The sequence below is a fragment of the Streptomyces sp. NPDC023527 genome (assembly GCF_055560115.1).
Map to the genome: position 1 here is coordinate 409,743 of NZ_JBVHJJ010000006.1, position 24,530 is coordinate 434,272.

Annotated in this window: 23 protein-coding genes; 14 read left to right on the top strand and 9 right to left on the bottom strand. The window is 71.1% G+C overall.

All coding sequences use genetic code 11. From position 1 onward, the window contains the following. The first annotated feature begins 87 nt into the window (after positions 1-87). Positions 88-1,332, top strand: a complete 1,245-nt coding sequence (locus ACZ303_RS15110) for a GNAT family N-acetyltransferase (protein WP_467338947.1) — start codon at positions 88-90, stop codon at positions 1,330-1,332. A 321-nt stretch (positions 1,333-1,653) separates the two neighbouring features. After that, positions 1,654-2,247 (top strand): NADPH-dependent FMN reductase, encoded by a 594-nt coding sequence (locus tag ACZ303_RS15115; RefSeq protein ID WP_467338949.1) that lies wholly within the window; start codon positions 1,654-1,656, stop codon positions 2,245-2,247. Between the two features lie 192 nt (positions 2,248-2,439). Here the strand turns inward: ACZ303_RS15115 and ACZ303_RS15120 are convergent, their stop codons facing one another. Next, the gene (locus ACZ303_RS15120) at positions 2,440-3,201 is read right to left on the bottom strand and encodes an SDR family oxidoreductase (RefSeq protein WP_467338951.1); all 762 of its coding nucleotides are present in this window, start codon (positions 3,199-3,201) and stop codon (positions 2,440-2,442) included. A gap of 186 nt (positions 3,202-3,387) precedes the next feature. On the opposite strand from ACZ303_RS15120, the gene ACZ303_RS15125 reads away from it, so the two are divergent. Then, positions 3,388-6,600: a BTAD domain-containing putative transcriptional regulator gene (locus ACZ303_RS15125; protein ID WP_467338953.1), complete on the top strand. Its 3,213-nt coding sequence runs from the start codon at positions 3,388-3,390 to the stop codon at positions 6,598-6,600. Between the two features lie 90 nt (positions 6,601-6,690). On the opposite strand, the gene ACZ303_RS15130 is transcribed toward ACZ303_RS15125, so the two are convergent. The 3 genes from ACZ303_RS15130 to ACZ303_RS15140 are packed head-to-tail and all read right to left on the bottom strand — an operon-like array spanning position 6,691 to position 9,212. After that, entirely contained in the window at positions 6,691-7,302 is a 612-nt protein-coding gene (locus ACZ303_RS15130; protein WP_467338954.1) for a hypothetical protein, read from the bottom strand. Next, on the bottom strand, positions 7,299-8,717 hold the full coding sequence (locus ACZ303_RS15135; RefSeq protein WP_467338955.1) for a hypothetical protein: 1,419 nt from the start codon (positions 8,715-8,717) through the stop codon (positions 7,299-7,301). Before ACZ303_RS15135 ends, ACZ303_RS15130 begins: the two co-directional genes overlap by 4 nt. Positions 8,718-8,738: 21 nt before the next feature. After that, positions 8,739-9,212: a hypothetical protein gene (locus ACZ303_RS15140; RefSeq protein WP_467338957.1), complete on the bottom strand. Its 474-nt coding sequence runs from the start codon at positions 9,210-9,212 to the stop codon at positions 8,739-8,741. A 144-nt stretch (positions 9,213-9,356) separates the two neighbouring features. Between ACZ303_RS15140 and ACZ303_RS15145 the strand changes: the two genes are divergently transcribed. After that, positions 9,357-9,962: a TetR/AcrR family transcriptional regulator gene (locus tag ACZ303_RS15145; protein WP_467338959.1), complete on the top strand. Its 606-nt coding sequence runs from the start codon at positions 9,357-9,359 to the stop codon at positions 9,960-9,962. Further along, positions 9,959-11,434: an MFS transporter gene (locus ACZ303_RS15150; protein ID WP_467338961.1), complete on the top strand. Its 1,476-nt coding sequence runs from the start codon at positions 9,959-9,961 to the stop codon at positions 11,432-11,434. The genes ACZ303_RS15145 and ACZ303_RS15150 overlap by 4 nt, the downstream gene beginning before the upstream one ends. A gap of 43 nt (positions 11,435-11,477) precedes the next feature. Here the strand turns inward: ACZ303_RS15150 and ACZ303_RS15155 are convergent, their stop codons facing one another. Further along, positions 11,478-12,254 carry an SDR family oxidoreductase gene (locus tag ACZ303_RS15155; protein ID WP_467338963.1) on the bottom strand — a complete coding sequence of 259 codons (777 nt, stop codon included), beginning with the start codon at positions 12,252-12,254 and terminating at the stop codon, positions 11,478-11,480. Positions 12,255-12,402: 148 nt separating this feature from the next. Between ACZ303_RS15155 and sigJ the strand changes: the two genes are divergently transcribed. The 4 genes from sigJ (at position 12,403) to ACZ303_RS15175 (ending at position 14,958) form a co-directional block, all read left to right on the top strand. Continuing rightward, positions 12,403-13,287, top strand: a complete 885-nt coding sequence (gene sigJ / locus ACZ303_RS15160) for an RNA polymerase sigma factor SigJ (protein ID WP_467339049.1) — start codon at positions 12,403-12,405, stop codon at positions 13,285-13,287. A 158-nt stretch (positions 13,288-13,445) separates the two neighbouring features. Continuing rightward, positions 13,446-13,823 (top strand): helix-turn-helix domain-containing protein, encoded by a 378-nt coding sequence (locus ACZ303_RS15165; protein WP_467338965.1) that lies wholly within the window; start codon positions 13,446-13,448, stop codon positions 13,821-13,823. A gap of 31 nt (positions 13,824-13,854) precedes the next feature. Continuing rightward, complete coding sequence (locus ACZ303_RS15170; RefSeq protein ID WP_467338967.1) at positions 13,855-14,472, top strand: hypothetical protein; 618 nt, start codon at positions 13,855-13,857, stop codon at positions 14,470-14,472. Positions 14,473-14,610: 138 nt separating this feature from the next. Beyond that, positions 14,611-14,958, top strand: a complete 348-nt coding sequence (locus ACZ303_RS15175; protein WP_467339051.1) for a DUF2516 family protein — start codon at positions 14,611-14,613, stop codon at positions 14,956-14,958. A gap of 20 nt (positions 14,959-14,978) precedes the next feature. Here the strand turns inward: ACZ303_RS15175 and ACZ303_RS15180 are convergent, their stop codons facing one another. Continuing rightward, on the bottom strand, positions 14,979-16,367 hold the full coding sequence (locus ACZ303_RS15180; protein ID WP_467338969.1) for a PP2C family protein-serine/threonine phosphatase: 1,389 nt from the start codon (positions 16,365-16,367) through the stop codon (positions 14,979-14,981). Between the two features lie 166 nt (positions 16,368-16,533). On the opposite strand from ACZ303_RS15180, the gene ACZ303_RS15185 reads away from it, so the two are divergent. After that, positions 16,534-17,061 (top strand): O-acetyl-ADP-ribose deacetylase, encoded by a 528-nt coding sequence (locus tag ACZ303_RS15185; RefSeq protein WP_467338971.1) that lies wholly within the window; start codon positions 16,534-16,536, stop codon positions 17,059-17,061. 47 nt (positions 17,062-17,108) lie between these two features. Here ACZ303_RS15185 and ACZ303_RS15190 read toward each other — a convergent pair whose 3' ends face one another. Beyond that, on the bottom strand, positions 17,109-18,197 hold the full coding sequence (locus ACZ303_RS15190; protein WP_467338973.1) for a C40 family peptidase: 1,089 nt from the start codon (positions 18,195-18,197) through the stop codon (positions 17,109-17,111). 429 nt (positions 18,198-18,626) lie between these two features. On the opposite strand from ACZ303_RS15190, the gene pstS reads away from it, so the two are divergent. From pstS to pstB, 4 genes are all read left to right on the top strand, one after another. Then, positions 18,627-19,757 (top strand): phosphate ABC transporter substrate-binding protein PstS, encoded by a 1,131-nt coding sequence (pstS, locus tag ACZ303_RS15195; protein WP_467338975.1) that lies wholly within the window; start codon positions 18,627-18,629, stop codon positions 19,755-19,757. Positions 19,758-19,862: 105 nt separating this feature from the next. Then, positions 19,863-20,852, top strand: coding sequence for a phosphate ABC transporter permease subunit PstC (pstC, locus tag ACZ303_RS15200; RefSeq protein WP_467338977.1), 990 nt, complete (start codon positions 19,863-19,865; stop codon positions 20,850-20,852). Further along, positions 20,849-21,934: a phosphate ABC transporter permease PstA gene (gene pstA, locus ACZ303_RS15205; RefSeq protein WP_467338979.1), complete on the top strand. Its 1,086-nt coding sequence runs from the start codon at positions 20,849-20,851 to the stop codon at positions 21,932-21,934. Before pstC ends, pstA begins: the two co-directional genes overlap by 4 nt. Before the next feature lie 37 nt (positions 21,935-21,971). After that, positions 21,972-22,751: a phosphate ABC transporter ATP-binding protein PstB gene (gene pstB / locus ACZ303_RS15210; RefSeq protein WP_215079113.1), complete on the top strand. Its 780-nt coding sequence runs from the start codon at positions 21,972-21,974 to the stop codon at positions 22,749-22,751. A 116-nt stretch (positions 22,752-22,867) separates the two neighbouring features. Here pstB and ACZ303_RS15215 read toward each other — a convergent pair whose 3' ends face one another. Next, positions 22,868-23,866 carry an inorganic phosphate transporter gene (locus ACZ303_RS15215; RefSeq protein ID WP_467338983.1) on the bottom strand — a complete coding sequence of 333 codons (999 nt, stop codon included), beginning with the start codon at positions 23,864-23,866 and terminating at the stop codon, positions 22,868-22,870. A gap of 6 nt (positions 23,867-23,872) precedes the next feature. Next, positions 23,873-24,493 (bottom strand): DUF47 domain-containing protein, encoded by a 621-nt coding sequence (locus ACZ303_RS15220; protein ID WP_116213255.1) that lies wholly within the window; start codon positions 24,491-24,493, stop codon positions 23,873-23,875. Positions 24,494-24,530 lie beyond the last annotated feature (37 nt).

The window sequence follows — 24,530 nt, forward strand, 5'->3', positions numbered from 1 at the left end:
CGGCGGCAGGCGTCGGGCAGCGGTGGTCCGCCCGCCCGCCCGGAAAACCGTGTGCGGCTCGCGAAAGGCCGCACCTAGCGTGACCGCATGAGCCTTGATGTCCGTACGATCACCCCCGACCTCGACCTCCCCGACTGGATACGCGCGCTGCACACCGGGTTCCTCCGCCCGCCCACGGTCAGCAAGCAGGAGATCGAGTCCCGGCGCACGTCGATCGACTGGTCGCGCGCCCAGGGCGTCTTCGACGCCGGGCGCTGTGTGGCCACCTACCGCAGCTTCCCCCAGCGGCTCACCGTCCCCGGCGGTACGAGCATCACCGCGAACGCGGTCAGCAACGTCACCGTCTCGCCCACGCACCGCCGGCGCGGGCTGCTCAGCCGCATGATGGACAGCGATCTGCGGGCCGCCAAGGAGCGGGGCGACGTCGCCGCGACCCTGATCGCCGCCGAGTACCCCATCTACGGGCGCTACGGCTTCGGTCCGGCCGCCTGGGTCACGGAGTGGGACATCGAGGTGGCCCGTACCGGCCTGGACCCGCGCTACGCGGGCCCGGCGGACGGCGGCCGCGTGGATCTCGTGGACGCCTCCGACGTCCGCGAACACGGCCCCGGCCTGCACGAGCGGCTGCGCGCCACCCGGCACGGCGTCATCAACCGCACCGAGCACTGGTGGCAGCGGAACACCGGCGGGATCGCGATGGACGACAGCCCGTGGACGGAGCCGTTCTACGCCCTGTACCGATCCCCGGACGGCACCGTCGAGGGCTTGCTGGCGTACACGACCGATGACAAGTGGGAGGCCAAGCTCGCCCACCACACCGCCACCGTCCGCGACCTGATCGCGGTGACCCCCGAGGCCGAACGGGCCCTGTGGTACCTCCTGTTCTCCACGGACTGGGTGACCCGCGTCCGCACCGGGTACCGCGCCCCCGACGACGTCCTTCCCCTCCTGCTGCCCGATCCGCGCGCGGCCCGCGTCGTCACCCAGGCCGACTTCCTGTGGCTGCGGCCGCTGGACGTACCGGAGTTGCTGACGGCCCGTACGTACGCCACACCGGGCTCGCTCGTCCTCGACGTCACCGACCCGGCCGGCCTGGCCGCCGGGCGTTTCCTGCTGGACGCCGAGCCGGACGGCGCCCGTTGCACGCCCACCACCCGCTCCGCCGACCTCTCGCTGGGCGTCGCCGAGCTGGGCGCGCTCGCCCTCGGCGACGAGTCGGCCTCGCGGTTGGCCGCCCTGGGCAGGATCACCGAGGAGCGGGCCGGTGCCCTCGCGGTCGCGGACGGCCTGCTGCGCACGGCGCGGCGGCCGTGGTGCCCGGACATCTTCTGACCGGACCCCAGAGGGCTGTGGCGGCAGGGCTGGCGCCGGTGGCGCCGGGAGCGGTGACCTGATCGGCCGGCAGGTCATTCGCCGGGCCGGCTTCGAGCGCCTTCCCGGGGACTCTTCAAGGAGCCCCGGCGGGCCCTCGGGTCCGCGACCCTTCCGAAACGGCCACAAATCCCGGACCTTCCAGAGCAATTGCCGCCGCCGCAGGCCCTCGCTTGACCTCAACCACGCTTGAGGACGCAAGCTTCTTATCAACGGTTCAACGGCCCGCCACCGAGGCGGCGCGGAGATCCGCTCGGTCCACCACTTCAGGAGAGGGACATCATGTCCGAGAACACGTACCGCCTCGCCGTCATCATCGGTTCCGTCCGTGACGGCCGCTTCGGCCCCACGGTCGCCAACTGGTTCACGACGCAGGTCGCCCAGCGCGACGACATCGAGCTCGACATCATCGACCTCGCCGACCACCCGCTGCCGATGACCCTGAGCCGTGAGCCCGGCGCGGAGGACGCCGCTCTCCTCGCCAAGGTCACCCCCCGGCTGGAGCAGGCCGACGCCTTCGTCGTCATCACGCCCGAGTACAACCACAGCTACCCCGCCTCCCTCAAGAGCCTCATCGACTGGCACTACACCCAGTGGCAGGCCAAGCCGGTCGCGTTCGTCTCGTACGGCGGTCTCGCCGGTGGTCTGCGCTCGGTCGAGCACCTGCGCCCGGTCTTCTCCGAGCTGCACGCGGTCACCATCCGCGAGACCATCAGCTTCCACAGCCCCTGGGGCAAGTTCGCCGAGGACGGCAGCCTCCTGGACGAGGAGGCCGGCATCGCCTCCGCCGGTGCCGCGAAGGTCATGCTCGACCAGCTGGGCTGGTGGGCCCTGTCCCTCCGCGAGGCCCGCGCCGCCCGCCCGTACGGCGCTTGATCTCCCCGGGGAGCCTGGTCGCCAGCCCCTCCCCCCTCCTCTCCGCCCGCACGGCGGCCCTTCCCCCGGCCGCCGTCCCCCGGAACTCCTGCCGCCGGACTCACCCCCGTCAGGCCGGCGGCAGGAACATTTCCGGGCTCGACGCGACCATCGCCTTCCGTGCCGTTCCGATCGCTTCCGATCCGTTCCGGTCTACTGCATCAGGCCGACGTGCTGGCCCAGGCCACCGTCGACCGGCAGCTTCACCCCCGTGGTGAACGTCGCGTCGACGGCCAGGAAGAGTGCCGCGCGGGCCACCTCGTCCGAGGAGCCGTGGCGCTTCATCGGCGTGACGGCGTCGCCGATGGCCTGGAACGCCTGCCGCTCCTCGTCGCTCAGGCCGGCGGCCCCCATCGTGGGGGTGTCGATGAAGCCGGGGCTCACGGCGTTGACGCGTATGCCGCGCCCCACCAGCTCCGACGCCAGCACCTGCGCGAAGGACCACAGAGCCGCCTTCGTACCGGAGTAGACGGCCATGCCCGCAGGGCCGGTGGTGTCGGCGACGGAGGTGGTGAAGACGATCGCGCCGCCGTCCCGGAGGAGCGGGATCATCCGCTGCACCGTGAAGAAGGCACCCTTGGTGTTCACGGCGAACTGCCGGTCGTACGACTCCTCCGTGGTCTGCTCGACAGGCGTCATCTCCGATATGCCGGCGTTGATGAAGAGGTAGTCCACCTGCCCGAACGTCTCCGCCACGGTCCCGCCGAGCTCCGCTATCTCGAACAGGCTCGCCGTGTCGGAACGCACCACGTGGGCTCCGGAACCGAGTTCGGCGCGGGCCTGCGCAAGGTGCCTCTTATTACGGCCCGTCAGGAGCACCTCGCCGCCGCCTTCGACGAACCGCTTGGCGATGGCGAGGCCCATGCCGATCGTGCCGCCCGTGATGACGGCCTTCTTACCCGCGTACTTGGTCATTTCGCTGCTGCTCCTTCGCCGGTGATGTGTGATCACTTTGCGCGGCGGCGCTGATGGTTCGCTGCGGATCCGCTGCGGGCCGGCTGATGGGCGCTGACGCTCGACTTCCGGTACCTCGGATGGCCGCCGACCTGCACCGACAAGGGCCGGCGGCCCGTTGTCAGTGGTCCCGGTTACGGTTTCGGCATGCGGTTCGGGGTGCTCGGCCCACTCGTGGTGTGGGGCGAGGAAGGGGAGCAGGTCAGGGTGCGCGAGGCGAAGGTCCGCGCGCTGCTGGCCGATCTTCTGGTGCACGAAGGCCGGACGATCTCCGCGGACCGGCTCGTGGACGACCTGTGGGGCACGCGGCCTCCCGGTCATCCGGCCAATGCCCTCCAGGCCAAGGTCTCGCAGCTGCGCCGGGCCGTGGGCCGCGACCGGGTCGTCCACCAGCCGCCCGGCTATCTGCTGCGGCTGGGCGCGGACGACGTCGACGCCGCCCGCTTCGAGAGCCTGCTCCTGCGCGCCCGATCCACCGGCGACCCCCGCGCCCGCACGTCCCTGCTGACGGAGGCGCTGGACCTGTGGCGCGGCCCCGCCTACGCGGACTTCGCCGACGAGGAGTTCGCCCGCGCGGCGGCGCAGCGCCTGGAGGAGCAGCGCCTGACGGCCCTGGAGGAGCGGGCCGAGGCACGGCTGGAGTCGGGGGCGGCCGACGGGCTCGCCTCGGAGCTGAGCGCGCTGGTGGCGCGGCATCCCCTGCGCGAGCGGCTGCGCGCGGCTCACGTGCGCGCCTTGTACCGCGAGGGTCGGCAGAGCGAGGCCCTCGCCTCGTACGGCGAGCTGCGCGAGCGGCTGGCCGAGGACCTCGGCCTCGACCCGGGCCCCGAGCTCGCCGCCCTCCACCAGGCGGTCCTCACCCAGTCCCCGGAGCTGTCCGCACCCCCGGCCGCCCCGGTGCCGCGTACGAACCTGCCCGCTCCGCTCACCGAACTCGTGGGCCGGGAAGGAGCGGTCGCGGACGTCCGGGCCCTGCTCGCGTCGGGGCGGCTGGTGACGCTGACGGGACCGGGCGGGGTCGGCAAGACCCGGCTGGCGATCGAGGCCGCGGCCCGGGCCGCGGACGCGTTCCCCGACGGTGTGTGGCTCGTGGAGCTCGCGGGGCGGCACGGTTCGGCGGCGGAGCTGATCGCGGAAGTCCTGCGGATCCGTGAGGACGGGGCGGAGGGCGCGGGGCCGTCGGCGATCACGCCGGACGCCCCGTCGGCGGGGAGCGGTGCCGCCGCGCGGCCGGCCGCCCCGCGCCTTCTGGCCGCCCTCCGCGACCGGAAGGCGCTCCTGGTCCTGGACAACTGCGAGCACGTCGTCGAGCAGGTCGCCGAGCTCGCCGGGATACTGCTGCGGGCCGCGCCCGGCCTGCGCGTCCTGGCCACCAGCCAGGAGCCGCTGGGCATCGAGGGCGAGACCGTACGGCCCGTGGAGCCGCTGCCGCCCGCCGACGCGGCCCGGCTGTTCGCCGCTCGGGCGGCCGCCGCGGCGCCCGGGTTCGCCCTGGACACGGCCGGCCAGGACGCGGTGGAAGTGATCTGCCGACGACTCGACGGCATCCCGCTCGCCCTGGAACTGGCCGCCACGCGCGTGCGCGCGCTGGGCGTGCAGGAGCTGGCCGCACGGCTGGGAGACCGCTTCCGGCTCCTCGCGGGCGGTCGGCGCGGCGCGCCGCCGCGCCAGCAGACGCTCCGGGCGGTGATCGACTGGAGCTGGGAGCTGCTGACCGCGCCCGAGCGCATCGTGCTGCGTCGCCTCGCCGCGCACTCCGACGGCTGCACGCTCCAGGCCGCGGAGGTGGTGTGCGCGGGTGACGGAGTGGCGTCCGAGGAGGTCCTCGGCCTGCTGGCCCGCCTGGTCGACCGTTCCCTGGTGGTCGTGGCCGAGGGGCCACGCGGTCCCCGTTACCGGCTGCTGGAGTCGGTGGCCGCGTACGGTGTGGAGCGCCTGCACGAGTTCGGTGACTTCATGCCCGTACGCCGCCGCCACCTGCGCCACTACACCCAGTTCGCCGAGGCCGCCCGCCCTCACCTCCAGGGTCCCGAGCAGAGCCTGTGGCTGGAGCGCCTCGACGCCGAGACCGCCAATCTGCGCACCGCGCTCGACACGGCCGTACGGGACGGCGCCGCGGCGGTGGACGCGCTGCGTCTGGTCGTCGCTCTGTCGTGGTACTGGCTGATGCGAGGGCGCCTGACGGAGGCGCGCAGATCGGCGGAGAGCGCGCTGGCGGCGGCGGGCCCCGTGCCGCCCGGCTTGCGCGCGGAAGTGCGCGCTCTACACGAAGGTTTCACCCTGTTGGCGGGCGCGCGCACGCCGATTGCCCCGTACGGGGAGATCGAGGATCCCGGCAGCCGGGCGAGGGCGCAGTGGTTCCACGCCTACGCCCTCTTCAACACCGGCGATCTGGCCGCGAGCGAGGAGCTCACCGAGCGCGCGCTGACGGGCTTCCGCGAGCTCGGCGACCGCTGGGGCACCGCCGCCGCGCTCGGCCTGCGGGCGACACATCACCTGATACGGGGCGACATGGCGGCGCTCCGCCGGGACGGCGAACGCAGCGCGGAGCTCTTCCGTCAACTGGGTGACCGATGGGGGCAATTGCGCAGCCTTTCCGTGCTGGCCACGCTCGCCGAGATCAACGCCGACTACGGTCGGGCCGCCGATCTGCTGCGGGACGGCCTGCGCATCGCGGAGGAGCTCGGCCTCGCCACGGAGGCTTCCTCGCGCCTGTCCGGCCTCGGCCGGCTGGCGCTGCTCACCAAGGACTGGGAGCGTGCCAGGGAGTTGCACGGCCGGGCGCTGCGCCTCGCGGCGCAACAGGGCTTCAAGTTCGGCGAGATCCACGCCGAACTGGGCCTCGCCCTGGGCGCGCGCAGGCAGGGCGACCTGGCGACCGCCGAGGCCACCCTGCTGCGCATCCGCGACTGGTACGGCGAGGTGTCGTCGGAGGCCGGCAATTCCCTGGTCCTGGCGGAGCTGGGCTTCGTGGCGGAACAGCGCGGCGACGCGGCCGCCGCCCGCGCCCTGCACCTCGACGGCCTGGCGATGGCCCGCGCTCTGGGCGACCCGCGCGCCATGGCCCTGGCCATGGAGGGCCTGGCGGGCACCGAGGCCCTCCATGGCCACCCGGACCGCGCCGCGCTCCTCCTCGGCGCGGCGGCCGCCGCCCGCGCCTCCGCCGGGGCCCCGCTGCCCCCGGCCGAGCGCGGCGACGTGGACCGCGTCACGGCATCGGCCCGTTCCGCCCTGGGCGCCGGGGCCTTCGGCGAGGCGTACGCACGCGGGGAGAGGCTGGCTCCGGACGAGGCACTGAGCGAGCTCGCGGGGCGATCGTATGACTCTGCGATGAATGATGATCAGCTGGCGCGGGTCTGAGGACAGGGCCTCCGGCCACCTCCGCGACCGTGCTTCACGCCGAGCTCGATGGCTACGCCGTGCTTCACGCCGGGCCCGGTACGCCGTGCTTCACGCCGGGCTCGATGGCGGTGTCAGGCCCGGTTCGATCGTCGACCTGACGTAGATCCGCGTGGTGCCCGGCCGGAAGTCGTGCGCGAAGACGTCGACGCAGCGGCGAAGGTGCCGCCCTTCGGGCGAGGTGAGGTCGTCCGGGCAGAAACCATGCTTGCGCAGGCCGTCGACGAGGGTCTCCGGCTCCGGAAGTCCGAGATGGGCGAAAGCGGCACTCGGCGCATAGCCCTTACCCTCCGGGTGCGCGTTGGAGATCATCGTGGTCCCCTCCGGAATGAGGCGGGAGAGGTAGGTGTCCGCCTCCTGGCGGGGCAGCGTGAAGGCGAGCAGCCCCTTGTCGTAACGGGATCCGGCCTTGTAACCGGAACGTCGGTCCGTGGCGCCGACGGGGATCCGGATGCCGATCTGCTCGCTCATCCAGGTGGGAGAGGCGCCGCTCTTCCAGCAGCAGCTCTTCTCCTTCTTCGCCTCGTTGTCCGAGATGCGGTCCGCGACGATCGCGAAGGCGACGACGGCCGTCACCGCGACCGCGAGGACGCTCGCCCCGATGATGAGCAGATAGCGGAGCACGGACAGCTCCTGCTCGGTTCTCTTGCCGACGGTGCTCATCGTGTGGGATTCCCTCTGCCTTCGCCCCTGCCGGAGGTCGATCCACCCAGGTCGTGGTGGTGCACCGAGCTGCTGCCCGACATGTCGAATTCCCGGGCCAGGCCGGTGGTGTGCAGGCGGGCCATCTGCCCGTCAGGAATGTCCAGCGGCCCGACGTCGACGCCTTTCCCCTCGTCCCAGTTGTAGCGGTCCCAGGCATTGACCTGGTATTCGAGACCGGCCTTGGGTCTGCCGTGTGCGTCCGGTACGACCGTGACCACTCCGGTGACGTTCGACCGGGTGGAACCGACCGCGTAGAACCAGTTCTCGTTCGTTTCCCTGTCGAAGCTGTAGTCGTGGTTCCCGGTCTCCACGGGGACGGCGACCGGCCGGCCACCATTCCTCCGGAATTCTTCGAGCGCCGCCCTGCGCCACTTGTCCTGGTTCGCCTTGATGTCCTCGCCGATCCAGCTCTTGAACCCTTTTCCGTCCGACAACATCCGGTCCACGGGTAACTCCATGGGAGCGCCGCTGTTGTCCAAATAGCGCTTCATATGGCGCGCCGCGTCCTCGTTGCCGTCCCATTCGGCTCCCTCGGCCAGCAGTCGCATCTTCTGCTGTGCCAGTCGGTCGTTCCAGCCGGGAGCCTTGACGCCGTGCGGCCCGGCCCCTTCGTCCGGTGCGATTCTCTTGACCGTAGGGCTCAGCAAGTCCGCCGCCAGCAGATCGTCCTTGTGTCCCTTCCACAGCTCCGCCCGGGCGGCGGGGCTCAACGACTGCCACAGCCGGCGCAGTTCCGCCCGCTGTTCCTGATTCGCGTTCCCGCCCAGCGAGGCGAGCTTCGTGGCGCGCGGGAGCTGGTCCTCGTCGAGCGAGGTGCAGGTCGCGTGACCGGCGTTGTACGGGTCTCCGCCGTGGCTCTTCCTGAGAGCGCGTACGACGGCGGCGTCGATTTCCGATGCGTGCGCGACCAGTCCGGTGAGGGTATCGGCGTACCACCGCATCAAATCCTTGGTGCGCTGTGTCGTCCCCTCGGTCGTGCACACCGCTTCCATCACCCTTACGGTGCCATCGCCCCCGTCCATGACCAGCAGCGCGGGATCCTTTTCGCCGCCTCTGCGGGCCTCTTCGGTCAGAGCCTTCGCTTGCCTCTGGAGTCCCGTCAGCTCGGCGTGAGCGTCCTCCAGAACGTGATGGATGCTCCGCGCCTCGGCGTGCAGGTCGGTGAACTCCTTCGCCGTACGGTGCACGAATTCCCGGCCGGCCGAGGCATTGACGCCCTGCCACCGCGCGGATTCGGCCCGCTTCACCAGTCCTCGCGCCACGTCGGACTTGAGGTCGGCCAATGCGCCGACCATTCGGTGCCAGTCATCGACCGCCGTGCCCAGCTTGCCCAGGTCCAGCGCGATGAGGTCCGTATACGTGAACGTCGCCACTCGGCTCCCCCTCCCCCGTTCCTACTTCGCGTACTTGGAGATCTCGGAGACCGTCATCGCCGAGCCGTCCCGGTGGCGCATCGAAGCCGCGATCAGTGCGTCGTCCTTCGCGTGGGCCTTCCGGGAATGGTCCAAGTGGTTCGAAAGGTGGGCGCACATCTGGAGGACGGTCTTGACCTGTGCGTCCCAGACCGAAAGGGCGACGGAGAGCTCGTCACCCGTCGCGAGGTGGTGCGACGACAGTTCCTGGGCGGCCTGTGCGGTCGAACCCGTCCCGCTCCTTTCGCTGCCCGCGCCCGCGATGTCGGCCTTGGCGCGCAGCAGCCCGTGCAAGCGGAAGGCTTCGTGGCCCACAGCGCCCAGATCGTCCTGGTGCACGACGAGAGCGCCCTCGGGCCCGCCCGCCCCCGGTCCGGCCCCGTTGAGCCGCGTCCCGACCGGCCGGTGGCCTCTCGCGGCGGAGACGAGCTCCGCCCATTCCTGATCGAACGTCATCAGTGGATTCCCCCGTCGCCTTGCTCAACGTCCCGCTGTTCAACGCGACAGGAGCCCGTTGGTGCCGCGCCCCGGGTCGCGGGCGCCGATGAAGTCGGCAAGATGCGCGTAGACAGTGTCTACACACTCTGGTAGACACTGTCTATGAGCGAGCGGGAGAGGGACCTGCGGTCCCGTCTGGTGGAGGTCGGCGTCGAGCTGCTGGCGAGAGAGGGGGTGCAGGCGCTGACCCTGCGGGAGATCGCCCGCCGGGCCGGTGTCTCGCACGGGGCTCCGCGCCGGCACTTCCCGACCCACCTCGCGCTGCTGTCCGCCATCGCGCGTCAGGGCTTCGCCGATCTGGCCGACAGGGTCACCGAGGCGGACGGGGGTCCGGGCAGGGGCACGGCCAGCGACCCGGCCGGGGCACGCGCTCAGCTCATGGCGCTCGGACGCGTCTACGTCGACTTCGCGCTGACCAACCGCGGCATGTTCGAGCTGATGTTCCGTCACGATCTGCTGGAAAGCGATCACCTCGGCCTGCGGGAGACCAGCCTGCCGCTCTTCGACGTGCTCGTCGGCCTGGTCGCCCGCGCCCGGCCGCACTCCGACGCGGAGCCCTCTGTCGTCGCGGGCGCGCTGTGGGCGAACCTGCACGGCATCGCCCAGCTGTGGCTGTGGGGCAGCCTGCCGTTCGCGGCGGGCGTCGACGACTTCGAGCCGCTGCTACGGGCCGCGCTGGACGCCCACCTCGGGTCGGAGGGCCGATGACCTCACGACGCCATCGGCGCCTCACGCTCACCGGCAGCATCACCGGAGCCGCGATCGTGGCCCTGGACGGCACGGTGCTGACCGTCGCGCAGCCCGCCCTTCAGCGCGATCTGCACGCCTCGTTCGTGCAGGTCCAGTGGACCAGCACCGGCTATCTCATCGCCGTGGCCGGACTGCTCGTCTTCGCCGGCCGCCTCGGCGACCGGTACGGCCATCGGCGGGTCTTCGCCGCCGGGATCCTCGGCTTCGGCGCGACCTCGGCCGGGATCGGGCTGGCCCCCGGCATCGGCTGGGTGATCGGCCTGCGCGTCGCCCAGGGGATCTTCGGCGCACTGCTGCAACCGGCCACGCTCGGAATGTTGCGCGCCACGTTCCCGCCCGACCGGATCGGCATGCCGATCGCCCTGCGTACGAGCGCGATCGGGCTGGCGGCCGCCGCCGGCCCGGTCATCGGCGGCGCGCTGACCACCCACCTGGGCTGGCGCGCCGTGTTCTTCCTGAATGTCGCGCCCGCGCTCGTGATCGGGGTCCTGGCGCTGGCCGTTCGCATACCTCAGGACGGCCTCTCCCCCGCCGCCCCGAATCGGCTCGACCTGCCCGGCGCCTGTCTTCTCGCGGTGACTCTGGTGTGTCTGGTGCACACACTCGTCGGCATCCCGGAGACCGGCTGGACGCCGGCGACCGCGCTGGGCTTCGCCGCGGCCGCGGCCACCGGCGGCGCGTTCGTCCTGCACGAACGGCGCACGGCGAGCCCGCTGGTACCGCCCGACCTGCTCGGATCGGCGACCGTGGGATCGGCGCTCGCGATCCTGCTCGCCGCCTCGGCGTCGATGTTCGGCGCGCTCTTCGTCGGCACGTATTTCCTCCAGGACGTCCTGGGGATGGACCCGCTCCACAGCGGCCTGACCGCGCTGCCCCTGGCCGTGACGATGGTGCTGAGCGCACCGGCCACGGCGGTACTGCTCCGCCGACAGGGCCCACGCCGTACGACGGTGGCGGCGATGGCTCTCCTCGCCCTCGGCATCCTCCTGCTGTCCCGCCTCGACCGCACATCGGCGACAGCGGCGATCAGCTGCGGCTTCCTCCTGCTGGGCGCCGGTTTCGGCACGGTGATGGTCGCCGCGACATCCGTGATCGTGCGGCACGCGTCCGTGCGCCACGCCGGGGTGGCCGGCGGACTCCAGCAGACCGCGATGAACATCGGCCCGGCCCTGGGCGTCGCCACCGCGACGATGCTCCTGCCCCTGACCGCCGACCGCTCGTCCGGCGACGCCCTCCACGGGTCGGGCGGAGCCCTCACCTCGGCGATGGGCCCGACCCTGACCGCCCTCGCGTCCATCGCGGCGGCCGGCGCACTCCTCGCCCTCAAACTGCCCGGCCGCACCGGAGTCGCCCCAACCGCCGTGCGTCCCAACCCCTCGCACGATTCCGGCAGTAGCAGGTCGGCCGTCGTACGCCGCCTTGACGGATGAAGGGACCGCCTACGAAGCGGGGTTCGCCCCACCGGACGGCAGGTCAGCCACGGCCCACCCGCTCGCCCAGGAAGTCCTCCCAGGTCCGCACGCCCACGGCAGCCCCCTCAAGCGTGAGGTTCTCACCGGCCCGGTACGCGCGGCCGACCTTGCCAGGCATCCTGACCGGCATCATCAACCGGTTCTTGCCGCGCGCCCGCAGGTAGCCGCGGCTCAGGTCGGCCATCCCGTACACCTTCGGTCCGGCCAGGTCGGGCACCAGGCCGGCCGGCTCGCCGAGGGCCAGCTGTACGAGCCGGGCCGCGACCTCGCGCGAGTCGACCGGCTGGAACCGGAGTCCGCCCGGGCAGGGCACCACCGGCATCTTCGCCATCTTCTCCACCACGTTCAGGACCAGGTCGTGGAACTGGGCGGCTCGCAGCGTCGTGAACGGAATGCCGGATTCCGCGATGGTCCGCTCCGCGGCCAGCTTGGTCCTGAACCAGCCCAGCGGCATCGTGTCCGTGCCGATGACCGAGATGTACACCAGGTGCTTCACCCCGGCCCGCGCCGCGGCCCGCACCAGGTTCCGGGTCGCCTCGTCGTCGCCCTTGGGGCCGCCCGCGAGGTGCAGGACGGTCTCGACCCCCTCCAGCGCTGCCTCGACGCCCTCGTTCTTGAAGAGGTCGGCGGTCACGTGCTCGATGCCGTCCCCGGATTCGCCGCCGCGCCTGCTGAGCACCCGCACCTCGCGTCCGGCATCCCGCAGGAGCGGCACGACGAGGCGTCCGAGCGTGCCCGTGCCGCCGGTGACCAGAAGGGGGGAGGTCGTCGCGGTCATCTCACATCTCCGATTCGCTCGTCCGGGAGATGATCTCCCGGCTGCAACCCGTTGTTTTCGTGGGTCTATCGCTATGACCCGCCGCGAAGAAGGAATGTGACAGGTGGACGAGACTTCATTGCCGGCACCGCCGACATCGACGGCATCGCTGGCATCGACGGCATCGCCGACAGAGCGTTTCGAGGAGCACCGGACTCATCTGCGCGCGGTGGCCTACCGGATGCTCGGCTCACTCAGCGAGGCCGATGACGCCGTTCAGGAGACGTGGCTGCGCTTCGCTCGTACCGACACCGGCGACGTCGAGAACCTGGGCGGTTGGCTGACCACGGTGGCGGCGCGGGTGTGTCTCAACCTGCTGCGGACACGCGAGCAGCGGCGGGAGGACCCCCTGGAGGCGCGTATGCCGGACCCGGTCATCAGCCCCGAGGGCGGCATCGACCCCGAGCAGGAAGTACTGCTGGCCGACTCGGTCGGGCTGGCGCTGCTGGTGGTGCTCGAATCGCTGGCACCGGCCGAGCGGTTGGCGTTCGTGCTGCACGACATGTTCGCCGTGCCCTTCGACGAGATCGCCCTCTTGATCGAGCGGACTCCGGCCGCGACGAGGCAGCTCGCGAGCCGCGCCCGCCGCCGGGTTCAGGGGCAGGCTCCGGCCCCCGACCCCGATCTCGCCCGCCAGCGCGAGGCCGTCGACGCGTTCTTCGCCGCCGCCCGCGACGGCGAGTTCGACGCGCTCGTCGCCGTGCTCGACCCCGACGTGGTCCTGCGTTCCGACGGCGGTGTCTCGCGCGCCCGCCACACGGTCACGATCCACGGCGCCCGGACCGTGGCGAGCCAGGCGCTCACTTTCGGCCGCCTGTCCCCGTTCGCCCGACCGGTCCTCATCAACGGCACCGCCGGGGTCGTCGTCGCGGCTCAGGGACGGCCGTTGTCCGTCATGGCGTTCACCGTCACGGACGGGAAGATCGTCGCCATCGACGTCCTGGCCGACCCCGAACGGCTCCGGGAGCTCGACCTGGCAGCACTCGACCATTGAGGACCGACCGCACTCGACCACTGAGGACTGCCGTGGAGGCACTCGGGTAAGGGCACTCAGAGCCCCCGAGTCCCCTCGGGCTCCGGCCTCCCCCGCCGCTGGCAACTTTTGCAAGCATCTGCTTGCAAAAGTTAGCGGAGTGGGGCAGCATCGTCCGCATGGCATCACTCAACGTCGGCAATCTCGGCGAGTACCTGCGGGAGCAGCGGCGCAACGCGCAGCTCACGTTGCGGCAGCTCGCCGATGCCGCCGGGGTGTCCAACCCGTACCTCAGCCAGATCGAGCGCGGCCTGCGCAAGCCGAGCGCCGAGATCCTGCAGCAGATCGCCAAGGCGCTGCGGATCTCGGCCGAGACCTTGTACGTCCAGGCCGGGATTCTCGACGAGCGGGACCGGGACGAGGCGGAGGTCCGCAGTGTGATCCTCGCCGACCCCTCGATCAATGAGCAGCAGAAGCAGGTGCTGCTCCAGATCTACGAGTCCTTCCGCAAGGAGAACGGGCTCGCGACGGACGACGACAGCAAGCCTTCGAGCTAAAACCTTCGAGCTGATTCTGGAGACCATCGCCATGGCCACCACGCAAGACATCCGCAAGGTCGCCGCCGACACCGCCTACGCCGCCGCCGGTGCCGCCGACCTCACCGCCGAGAAGATCGGACAGCTCGTCGCCGAGGCGCCCGAGCGGTTCGAGCAGCTGAAGAAGACCGACCCGAAGGCCGTGCAGGAGAAGGTGACCCAGCGGGCCAAGGAGGCCCAGGCCACCGTGACCGCGAAGGTCACCGGGATCGTCGGCTCGCTCGACACCGACCTCAAGAAGCTCGGCCAGACCGCCCAGGACCTGGCGCTCCAGGGCGTCGGGCAGGCCGTGGGCGTGGCGGCGAAGGCCGGCGAGCAGTACGAGAAGCTGGCCGAGCGGGGCCGGGAGGCCGTGAAGACCTGGCGCGGCGAGGCCGCCGAAGAGGTCGCGGACATCGCCGTGGCCATCGAGCCGGACAGCGCGAAGACCGCGACCGACAAGCCCGCGGACGACAAGTCCGCGAGCGGCGAGTCCGCGAGCGACAAGTCCGCCGGCACCGAGCCCGCCGCCGAGGAGTCGGCCGACGCCGACGCCAAGGCCGGCGCCCGCAAGCCCGCCGCTCGCAAGCCCGCCGCCAAGAAGGCGGACAGCAAGACGGGCGACCAGTAACCACCGCCGCACCGACCGGCACGTTCCACGGCGGCCCGGGCACCTTTCCCGTGCCCGGGCCGTTCTCCCGGTACGGTGGCGACGGGTCGCCGGCCGGGCGGCCCGGGAGACGACCAGCAAGAGCATGAGGTGAGTGACGTGCTGCTAGAGGGCTTCGGCAAGGCCATGTACTGGGTGTCGATCGGCCTGCTCGTCTTCAGCCTCTTCGCGTTCGTCAACGCCGCGATCCATCGCGAGGACGCCTACCGCGCGGCAGACAAGCAGTCCAAGCCGTTCTGGCTGATCATCCTCGGCATCGCGGTCGCCGTGAACCTCTTCATGGGGATCCTCAGCTTCCTGCCGATCATCGGGCTCATCGCCACGATCGTCTACGTCGTGGACGTACGGCCCGCCCTCAAGCAGGTCTCGGGTCGGCGCGGCCCACGCCGCCGGGGCGGCGGCTCCAGCTCGGACGGCCCGTACGGCCCGTACAACGGCCGCCGCTGAGCCGGTCCGAGCCGCACCTCTCACACGCTCGGCGCCCGCGTCTCCGCAGGCGCCTTCGCCTGTGCCGGGATCGTCCGCAGCCCGCCGTTGCCGCGCTCGCCGACGCCCGGGCGGCCGCCCCGCTCGCCGTACGCGCTCCGCTCATCGCGGCCCTCACGGCTCTCGCCGCGGCCCCGGTCGAGCAGCAGAACCGCGAGGTCGTCCGTCAACTCCCCACCGTTCAGGTCCTGCACCTGCGCGACGGCCGCGTCGAGCAGTTCCTCGCCGCGCAGCCCGTCCAGGACCTGGCGGGTGATCAGTTCGACCATGCCCTCCTGTCCCAGCCGTTCCGAGCCGGCTCCGACCTTGCCCTCGATCAGACCGTCGGTGTACATCATCAGGCTCCACCGGCCGCCGAGTTCGACCTGGCGGCGCGGCCAACGGGCGCGGCGGAGCAGGCCGAGCGCGGGGCCGCCGTCCTCCTGCGGCAGCAGGCGCGGGGCCTGACCGGGCAGGACGAGCAGCGGGGCGGGGTGCCCGGCCAGGCTCAGGCCGGCCCGTCGCCCGTCCGGCGAGATGTCGACCGCGCACAGCGTCGCGAAGGTCTCCTCGTCCGCGCGCTCGTGCTCCAGCACCTGCTGGAGGGTGGCGAGCAGTTCGTCACCGCACAGCCCGGCGAAGGTCAAGGCCCGCCACGCTATGCGCAGTTCGACGCCGAGGGCCGCCTCGTCGGGGCCGTGGCCGCTGACGTCGCCGATCATCGCGTGCACGGTGCCGTCGGGGGTGCGCACGGTGTCGTAGAAGTCGCCGCCGAGCAGGGCGCGGCTGCGGCCCGGCCGGTAGCGGGCGGCGAAGCGCAGGCCCGAGCCGGCCAGCAGCGGGGTCGGCAGCAGGCCGCGCTCCAGCCGGGCGTTCTCCTGGGCGCGCAGCCGGGATTCGGTGAGCTGGCGCTGGGCGAGGTCGGCACGCTTGCGTTCGACGGCGTAGCGGATGGCCCGGCTGAGCACCCGGCCGTCGAGCTCGTCGCGGAAGAGGTAGTCCTGGGCCCCGACCCGTACGGCCTCGGCCGCGCGTTCGGCGTCGGCCTCCGCCGTCAGCGCGAGGACGGCGTGGCGCGGGGCGAGCCGCAGCACCTCGTGGAGCGCGGCCAGCTCGTCGCCCGGCCCGTCCTCCGGGGCACTGTCGGCGAGGGACAGGGCGAGGTCGAGAAGGATGCAGTCGACGTCGTCGGTGAGCAGCCGCTCCGCCTCGGTGAGGTTACGAGCGGTGCGGATCCGGACCGGCTTGCCGACCAATCCCGGCATTTCAGCCATTTCCGGCACCGGAACCGACAGCGACCCACCCGGATCACCCTCGATCACCAGGAGGGTCAGCCCGGCGTCGGGCGGGGTCGCGGAGGGCTCCGCGGGCCTCGGCGCGGGTACGGGCATGGTGAAGGCTTCCTTCCGTTCCCCCCGGGGATGCGGCCCGCCGACCGGCGGGTACCGAACGCGACACTAGCGTCAGGCACGGTCGAACGGAATGGAACGAAGCCACTCGCCGCTGTCATATGCCCTCGCCGGGGCGGCATTTGGCGCACGCTGGAACAATCATGGAATGACAAACATCACGCTGGTCCAGGGAGACATCACAGATCAAGAAGTCGATGCCGTGGTGAACGCCGCGAACAGCTCTCTCCTGGGCGGAGGCGGCGTCGACGGCGCCATCCACCGCCGCGGCGGGCCCGAGATCCTGGCCGCCTGCCGCGAGCTGCGCGCCTCGCGGTACGGGCGCGGGCTGCCGGCGGGCCGGGCCGTCGCCACGACCGCGGGCCGGCTGCCCGCCCGCTGGGTCATCCATACGGTGGGCCCGGTTCACTCCCCCGAGGAGGACCGCTCCGCCACGCTCGCGTCCTGTTACCGCGAGTCACTGCGCGTCGCGGACGAGCTCGGGGCCCGTACGGTCGCCTTCCCGGCCATCTCGACGGGCGCCTACCGCTGGCCGCTCGCGGACGCCGCCCGCATCGCGGTGCGTACGGTCACGGAGGCGACCGGATCCCAGGGCGCGACCGGCATCACCGAGGTCCGTTTCGTCCTCTTCGACGCGGCGGCGTACGAGACGTTCGCCGCCGCCCTGCCGCGCTGACCCGGCGCGCGGGCACGGGCAGCGGGGCCCGCGCCCCCGGACACCCCTCACCCGGGCCGCACGACCCCCAGGATCGGCATCGACCCGGCGCCCGCGATCGTCACCTGCCGCCCCGGCCGCGGCGCGTGCACCATCGTGCCGTCCCCCACGTACATCGCGACATGGCTCGCGTCCGCGAAGTAGATGATCAGGTCGCCCGGCCGCATGTCCTTCACGTCCACCTTCGGCAGCTGCCGCCACTGCTCCTGCGACGTGCGCGGAATCGCGCGCCCGGCGGCCGCCCACGCCTTGAGGGTCAGGCCGGAGCAGTCGTAGGTGTCGGGCCCCTCGGCGCCCCAGACGTAGTTCTTGCCCATCTGGGCGGTGGCGAAGGCGACGGCCCGCTTGCCGTCGGCGGTCGCCGTGCCGGAGTCCTTGAGGTTCACGCCCTTCACGGCGTCGGAGGCGAGCCACTTGTTCTGCGCCTGCCGGGCGCGCTCCTCCTCCAGCTGCCGCAGCCGGTCCTTCTCCTTCTTCTCCAGCCGCGACTCCAGCTCCTTGGCGGCCGAAAGTTTCTCCTCGATCTCCTTCTTCGCGCTCTCCTTCTTCTTCCGCTCCCCGTCCAGCGTCTTCCAGCGCTCACCGGCGGCCTTGGCGTAGCCGTCCAGGGACTTCTGGGTGGCGGCGACCTGGGTGATCAGGCCCCGGGTGGCCGCCGCGCCCTTGTGGGTGAGGGTGATGCCGTCGAGGAAGGTCTCGGGGGTCGCCGAAAGGAGGAGCCGGGCCTGGGGGGTCATGCTGCCGTCGCGGTACTGGGCGCGGGCCATGGCGCCGGCCTGGTTCCTGAGCCGGTTCATCCGCTCCTGGGCGGCGGCCGCCGAACGGCCGATCTCCACGATCGACTTCTCCTGCTCGCGCTGGGCCTCGTTCGCCGCGTTGTACGCGTCCGTGGCCGATTCCGCCTTGCGGTAGAGGCTCTCCACCTCCTTGTGGACGTCCTCCAGGCTGCGCTGGGGCGGCTGCGGATCCGCGTGCGCCACGCCGGTCCCGATCACCGCCGCACAGGCCAGCGCGGCCGAGAGGATCGCGGACCGGCCGACGATCACATACCGGCTCGCGGCGCCCGCGGGTCCGCCCGCGCTCGCCGACCTGGCCACGATCTCCCTCCCCGCGCGCCCGTCCGCGTCTCCGCCCGTACCCCTGCCGTACCGCCCCACAGGCCACCTCCGTGGCGTCCGCCCCACGTCCGACATGCCGTCACGCGAGGAACGGATGCTGCCACGGCAGCCCGCAAACCGACAGAGACCTGCGTCACACTTCGGACAGAATCGGCCCTTCCGCCGGGCTGTCCGCCGGACCTCCCGCCGGGCACCACCCTGACGGGTGAGGTTCACCCTCCGTTCACTCTGACCCTTCGACCGCTTCACCTGTTCTGCCTAATTTCGCCAATAGAGGGTGCGGGCCACACCGTCCGGATGGCCCTCACTCGAACGGAAACCGTACGAACGCGGTACGGAGACCCGTACAGGCACCACCCACTTCTCGCACGCCGCCCCAGCGGCGGCTCCCGGAAGGAACACCCGAAAGTGAAGCTTCAGCGCAAGAACCGGCTCCGCGCCGTCGCCTTCGGCGCCATCGCCGTCTCCGGCGCCCTGGTCCTCACGGCGTGCGGCTCGGACGACAACAGCGGCGGCAACGGCAACGGCGGCAACGCCACCAAGGCCGCCGGCAACATCAAGTGCGAGGGCAAGGGCCAGCTGCTGGCCTCGGGGTCGTCCGCGCAGAAGAACGCCATGGACCTGTGGGTCAAGAACTTCATGGCGGCCTGCAAGGACATCCAGATCAACTACAAGCCCACCGGTTCCGGCGCGGGCGTCCAGGAGTTCCTCCAGGGCAAGACGGCCTTCGCGGGCTCCGACTCGGCGCTCAAGCCGGAGGAGGTCACGAAGTCCAAGGAGGTCGTCAAGGGCGGCCAGGGCATCAACCTGCCGCTGGTCGGCGGCCCGATCGCGGTCGGTTACCACGTGCCCGGCGTCGACAACCTCGTCCTGGACGCCGACACCCTCGCCAAGATCTTCGACGCGAAGATCGAGAAGTGGAACGACCCGGCGATCGCCAAGCTCAACAAGGACGTCAAGCTCCCGGACCTCAAGATCCAGCCGTTCCACCGCTCGGACGAGTCGGGCACCACGGACAACTTCACCAAGTACCTCAAGGCCGCCGCCGACAAGTCGTGGCCGTACGAGCCCGCCAAGGCGTGGAAGGCCAAGGGCGGCCAGTCCGCCGACGGCTCCGCCGGTGTCTCCTCGCAGGTCAAGCAGACCGCGGGCGCCATCTCGTACTTCGAGCTGTCCTACGCCACCGCCAACTCGATCAAGACGGTGAAGCTCAACACCGGCGCCGCCGCCCCGGTCGAGGCCACGTCGGACAACGCCTCCAAGGCCATCGCCGAGGCGAAGATCACCGGCACCGGCAAGGACCTCGCCCTCAAGCTCAACTACGCCACCAAGGCCGAGGGCGCCTACCCGATCACGCTGGTGACGTACGAGGTCGTCGGCGACAAGGGCAACAAGGCCGAGACCCTGCCCGCCACCAAGTCCTTCCTGACCTACATCGCCAGTGAGGACGGCCAGTCCGTCCTCAAGGACCTCGGCTACGCCCCGCTGCCCGCCGAGATCGCCAAGAAGGTCCGCGAGAACGTCGCGAGCCTCTCCTGACCCGTGTGCGGCCGGGCCCCGGCAGGGCCCTGGCCGCACCGTCCGGTGCACCGCCGCGCCAGGAGCGCCGGCCCCAGCGGCCGCCTCCGCAGACCGGAGAAACCCATGAACATACCCACGCAGACAGCCGGCCCACCGCCCCTGCCGCACGACCAGGCCCCCGTCGACCAGGCGAAGGCCGCCGCCCGCCCCGGCGACCGGATCTTCCTCGCCCTCTCGCGCGGCTCCGGCCTCCTGCTTCTGGTGATCATGGCCGCGATCGCGGTCTTCCTCACCGTCCGGGCCACCAGCGCCCTCTCGCACGACGAAGGCAACTTCTTCACCACCTTCGAGTGGAGCGCCAACGCCACTCCGCCGGTCTTCGGCATCGCCGTCCTGGCGTTCGGCACGGTCGTCAGCTCGCTGATCGCGATGGTCATCGCGGTGCCCGTCGCCATCGGCGTCGCGCTCTTCATCTCGCACTACGCGCCGCGCAAGCTGGCCACCCCGCTCGCGTACGTGATCGACCTGCTCGCCGCCGTACCGTCCATCGTCTACGGCCTGTGGGGCGCCCTCTTCCTGGTGCCGCACCTCGGCGGCCTCTACAGCTGGCTCGACGACTACTTCGGCTGGACCGGCGTCTTCGCCTACCACGACGGCGCCGCGCGCTCGCTCTTCACCATCGGCATCCTGCTGGCGATCATGATTCTGCCGATCGTCACCAGCGTCAGCCGCGAGGTCTTCCTCCAGGCGCCGAAGATGCACGAGGAGGCCGCGCTCGCGCTCGGCGCGACCCGCTGGGAAGTCATCCGGATGTCCGTACTCCCCTTCGGCCGGTCGGGTGTCATCAGCGCCTCGATGCTGGGCCTGGGCCGCGCGCTCGGCGAGACCATGGCCGTCGCGACCGTCCTCTCCCCCAGCTTCCTCATCAGCACCAGCCTGCTCGACCCGGGCGGCGCGACGTTCGCCCAGAACATCGCGAGCAGCTTCAAGGAGTCCGGTGAGATCGGCAAGGACGCCCTGATCGCCTCCGGCCTCGTGCTGTTCGTGCTGACCCTGCTGGTCAACGGCGCGGCCCGGATGATCATCGCGCGTCGCAAGGAGTACTCGGAATGAGCGACGTGACCATGGACAAGCCGCTGGTCGCCGACAGCGCCCCGCTGCCCCGCACCACCCTGCGGCAGCCCCGGCTGCCCCGCTGGGCCCCGCCGGCCGTCGCGCTCGGCGCGGCCGCCGTGGGCATCGGCATCGGCGCCGGCGCCGGCCTGAGCAGCCGGATCCAGTGGGGCCTGATCGCCGCCGTGCTCTTCGTCGCGGGGATGTACGCCCTCGCCGCCGGCGTCGAGGGCCGCCGGCAGGCCAAGGACCGGCTCGCCACCAGCCTGGTGTGGGTCTGCTTCCTGCTCGCCGTCGTGCCGCTGGTCTCCCTCGTCTGGGAGACGGTCGCGCGCGGCTCGAAGGTCCTCGACGGCACCTTCCTCTCCCACTCGATGGCCGGAGTGCTGACCATCCAGCCCGGTGGCGGCGTCTACCACGCGATCATCGGCACGCTGGAGCAGGTCGGCATCGCCACCGCCATCGCGGCCCCGGTCGGCCTGCTGACCGCGATCTACCTCGTGGAGTACGGGCGCGGCCGGCTCGCCAAGGCCGTCACGTTCTTCGTGGACGTCATGACGGGCATCCCGTCGATCGTAGCCGGTCTGTTCATCCTCAGCTTCTGGATCCTGATGCTGGACTTCGGCTACTCCGGCTTCGCCGGGGCGATGGCCCTGTCGATCCTGATGATGCCCGTGGTGGTCCGCTCCACCGAGGAGATGCTCAAGCTCGTCCCCAACGAGCTGCGCGAGGCCTCGCTGGCGCTCGGCGTGCCGAAGTGGCGCACGATCCTGAAGGTGGTCCTGCCCACCGCCATCGGCGGCATCGCGACCGGTGTGACGCTCGCCGTCGCCCGCATCGCGGGCGAGAGCGCCCCCATCGTCCTCCTGGTCTTCGGCTCCCAGGTGATCAACAACAACCCCTTCGACGGAGCCCAGTCGTCGCTGCCGTACTACATCTACGAGCAGTGGGCGGCCGGCAACGAGGCCAGCTACGACCGCGCCTGGGCGGCGGCGCTCGTCCTCATCGCCTTCGTCATGATCCTCAACCTGGTGGCCCGCGGCATCGCCCGCTGGAAGGCCCCGAAGACCGCCGGCCGCTGACCGCGGTTACGGGTTTACGAAAGAAGCAGTGATTCCCATGGCCAAGCGCATCGACGTCGGCGGCCTCAACGCCTACTACGGCACCCACAAGGCCATCGAGGACATCTCGATGACCGTGGAGCCCCGCTCCGTGACCGCCTTCATCGGCCCCTCCGGCTGCGGCAAGTCCACCTTCCTGCGCACCCTGAACCGGATGCACGAGGTCACCCCCGGCGGCCGTGTCGAGGGCAAGGTGATGCTGGACGACGAGAACCTCTACGGCGCCGGCGTCGACCCGGTCTCCGTGCGCCGCACGGTCGGCATGGTCTTCCAGCGGCCGAACCCCTTCCCGACCATGTCCATCTACGAGAACGTGGCCGCCGGCATCCGCCTCAACGGCGGCCGGCTCCGCAAGTCGGAGCTGGACGGCGTCGTCGAGAAGTCCCTCAAGGGCGCCAACCTCTGGAAGGAGGTCAAGGACCGGCTGAACAAGCCGGGAGCGGGCCTCTCCGGCGGTCAGCAGCAGCGCCTGTGCATAGCCCGGGCGATCGCGGTCGAGCCGCAGGTCCTGCTGATGGACGAGCCCTGCTCGGCGCTCGACCCGATCTCCACCCTCGCCATCGAGGACCTGATCGGCGAGCTGAAGGAGCGGTTCACGATCGTCATCGTCACGCACAACATGCAGCAGGCCGCGCGCGTGTCGGACCGTACGGCCTTCTTCAACCTGGCGGGCGTCGGCCAGCCGGGCAAGCTGGTCGAGATCGACGACACCGAGCGGATCTTCTCCAACCCGTCCGTCCAGGCCACCGAGGACTACATCTCGGGCCGCTTCGGCTGAGCCCGTCCCCTTGAGCTCGCCCTGCGGCGCTGCATGGCGGTGCCGCCGCAAGGCGAAGGGCCCGCCCCCTGTTCGTACCAGGGGGCGGGCCCGTCCGTTCTTCGCGTCCGTGCCGGCTAGCCGAACGCCAGGTTCACGATCCAGTAGCTGAACGCGGCGACGAGGGCCGCGGCCGGCATGGTGATGAACCAGCCCATCACGATGTTCTTCGCGACGCCCCAGCGCACCGCGCGGGACCCCTTCGTGGAGCCCACGCCCATGATCGCGGAGGTGATGACATGCGTCGTGGAGATCGGCGCGTGGAACATGAACGACGCCGTGTACATGACCGAGGCCGCCGTGGTCTCGGCCGCGAAGCCCTGCGGCGGGTCCAGCTCGATGATGCGCCGGCCGAGCGTCCGCATGATCCGCCAGCCGCCCGCGTACGTACCCGCCGACAGCGTCAGCGCGCAGGCGAGCTTGACCCAGAGCGGGATCGCGTCGCCCGCGTCCGCGACATCGCCGATGACCAGGGCCATCACCACGATGCCCATGGTCTTCTGCGCGTCCTGCAGACCGTGGCCGAGCGCCATGCCCGCCGCCGAGACGGTCTGGGCGATCCGGAAGCCCCGTTTGGCCTTGTGCGGGTTGGACTTACGGAACATCCACATGATCACGACCATCACCAGATAGCCGAGGATCAGACCGACGAAGGGCGAGAGGAACATCGGGATGACGACCTTCTCGATCACCCCCGACCAGATCACCTTCGTGCCACCCGCGAGCGCCGCGCCCACCATGCCGCCGAACAGGGCGTGCGAGGAGGACGAGGGGAGCCCGAAGTACCAGGTGATCAGGTTCCAGGCGATCGCGCCGACCAGCGCCGCGAAGAGGATTCCCATCCCCTTCTGGCCCTCGGGCGTGGCGATCAGGCCCTTGCTGACGGTCTTGGCGACCCCGCTGCCCAGGAAGGCACCCGCGAGGTTCATCACCGCCGCCATCGCGAGGGCCGCGCGCGGGGTCAGCGCCCGCGTGGAGACCGAGGTCGCGATGGCGTTCGCGGAGTCATGGAAGCCGTTGGTATAGGTGAAGCCGAGCGCGACCGCGATGGTCACGACGAGAGCAAAGGTGTCCACCGGGGGTCAGGACTCCTTGACCGCGATGGTCTCGACCGTGTTGGCGACGTGCTCGAAAGCGTCGGCCGCCTCCTCCAGCACATCCACGATCTGCTTGAGCTTGAGGACCTCGATGGCGTCGTACTTGCCATTGAAGAGCTGGGCGAGGAGCTTGCGGTGAATCTGGTCCGCCTGGTTCTCCAGCCGGTTCACCTCGATCCAGTACTCCGTGAGGTTTGTCATGGTCCGGAGGTTCGGCATGGCCTCGGCGGTCAGCTCGGCGGCCCGCGCGAGGACCTCGATCTGCTGCTCGACGCCCTTCGGAAGCTCCTCGACCTGGTACAGAACGACCAGGTCGACGGCCTCCTCCATGAAGTCCATGATGTCGTCGAGCGACGAGGCGAGGTTGTAGATGTCCTCGCGGTCGAACGGCGTGATGAAGGAGGAGTTCAGCTGGTGGAAGATCGCGTGCGTCGCGTCGTCACCCGCGTGCTCCGCTGCCCGCATCCGCTCGGCGATCTCGGCCCGGGCGGACGTATCCGCTCCGAGCAGTTCCATCAGGAGCTTGGAGCCCGTGACGATGTTGTCCGCGGAGGCGGCGAACATGTCGTAGAAGCTCGTCTCCCTGGGGGTCAGACGAAAGCGCACGTGGGATCCTCGGGGTGCAGCGGATTCGGTCTCGTTG

Excerpts from the sequence above, each read along its gene's own strand:
- ACZ303_RS15110 (WP_467338947.1), top strand. The coding sequence starts at position 88 with ATGAGCCTTGATGTCCGTACGATCACCCCCGACCTCGACCTCCCCGAC.
- ACZ303_RS15115 (WP_467338949.1), top strand. The coding sequence starts at position 1,654 with ATGTCCGAGAACACGTACCGCCTCGCCGTCATCATCGGTTCCGTCCGT.
- ACZ303_RS15120 (WP_467338951.1), bottom strand. The coding sequence starts at position 3,201 with ATGACCAAGTACGCGGGTAAGAAGGCCGTCATCACGGGCGGCACGATC.
- ACZ303_RS15125 (WP_467338953.1), top strand. The coding sequence starts at position 3,388 with ATGCGGTTCGGGGTGCTCGGCCCACTCGTGGTGTGGGGCGAGGAAGGG.
- ACZ303_RS15130 (WP_467338954.1), bottom strand. The coding sequence starts at position 7,302 with ATGAGCACCGTCGGCAAGAGAACCGAGCAGGAGCTGTCCGTGCTCCGC.
- ACZ303_RS15140 (WP_467338957.1), bottom strand. The coding sequence starts at position 9,212 with ATGACGTTCGATCAGGAATGGGCGGAGCTCGTCTCCGCCGCGAGAGGC.
- ACZ303_RS15145 (WP_467338959.1), top strand. The coding sequence starts at position 9,357 with ATGAGCGAGCGGGAGAGGGACCTGCGGTCCCGTCTGGTGGAGGTCGGC.
- ACZ303_RS15150 (WP_467338961.1), top strand. The coding sequence starts at position 9,959 with ATGACCTCACGACGCCATCGGCGCCTCACGCTCACCGGCAGCATCACC.
- ACZ303_RS15155 (WP_467338963.1), bottom strand. The coding sequence starts at position 12,254 with ATGACCGCGACGACCTCCCCCCTTCTGGTCACCGGCGGCACGGGCACG.
- ACZ303_RS15165 (WP_467338965.1), top strand. The coding sequence starts at position 13,446 with ATGGCATCACTCAACGTCGGCAATCTCGGCGAGTACCTGCGGGAGCAG.
- ACZ303_RS15170 (WP_467338967.1), top strand. The coding sequence starts at position 13,855 with ATGGCCACCACGCAAGACATCCGCAAGGTCGCCGCCGACACCGCCTAC.
- ACZ303_RS15180 (WP_467338969.1), bottom strand. The coding sequence starts at position 16,367 with ATGCCCGTACCCGCGCCGAGGCCCGCGGAGCCCTCCGCGACCCCGCCC.
- ACZ303_RS15185 (WP_467338971.1), top strand. The coding sequence starts at position 16,534 with ATGACAAACATCACGCTGGTCCAGGGAGACATCACAGATCAAGAAGTC.
- pstC (WP_467338977.1), top strand. The coding sequence starts at position 19,863 with ATGAACATACCCACGCAGACAGCCGGCCCACCGCCCCTGCCGCACGAC.
- pstA (WP_467338979.1), top strand. The coding sequence starts at position 20,849 with ATGAGCGACGTGACCATGGACAAGCCGCTGGTCGCCGACAGCGCCCCG.
- pstB (WP_215079113.1), top strand. The coding sequence starts at position 21,972 with ATGGCCAAGCGCATCGACGTCGGCGGCCTCAACGCCTACTACGGCACC.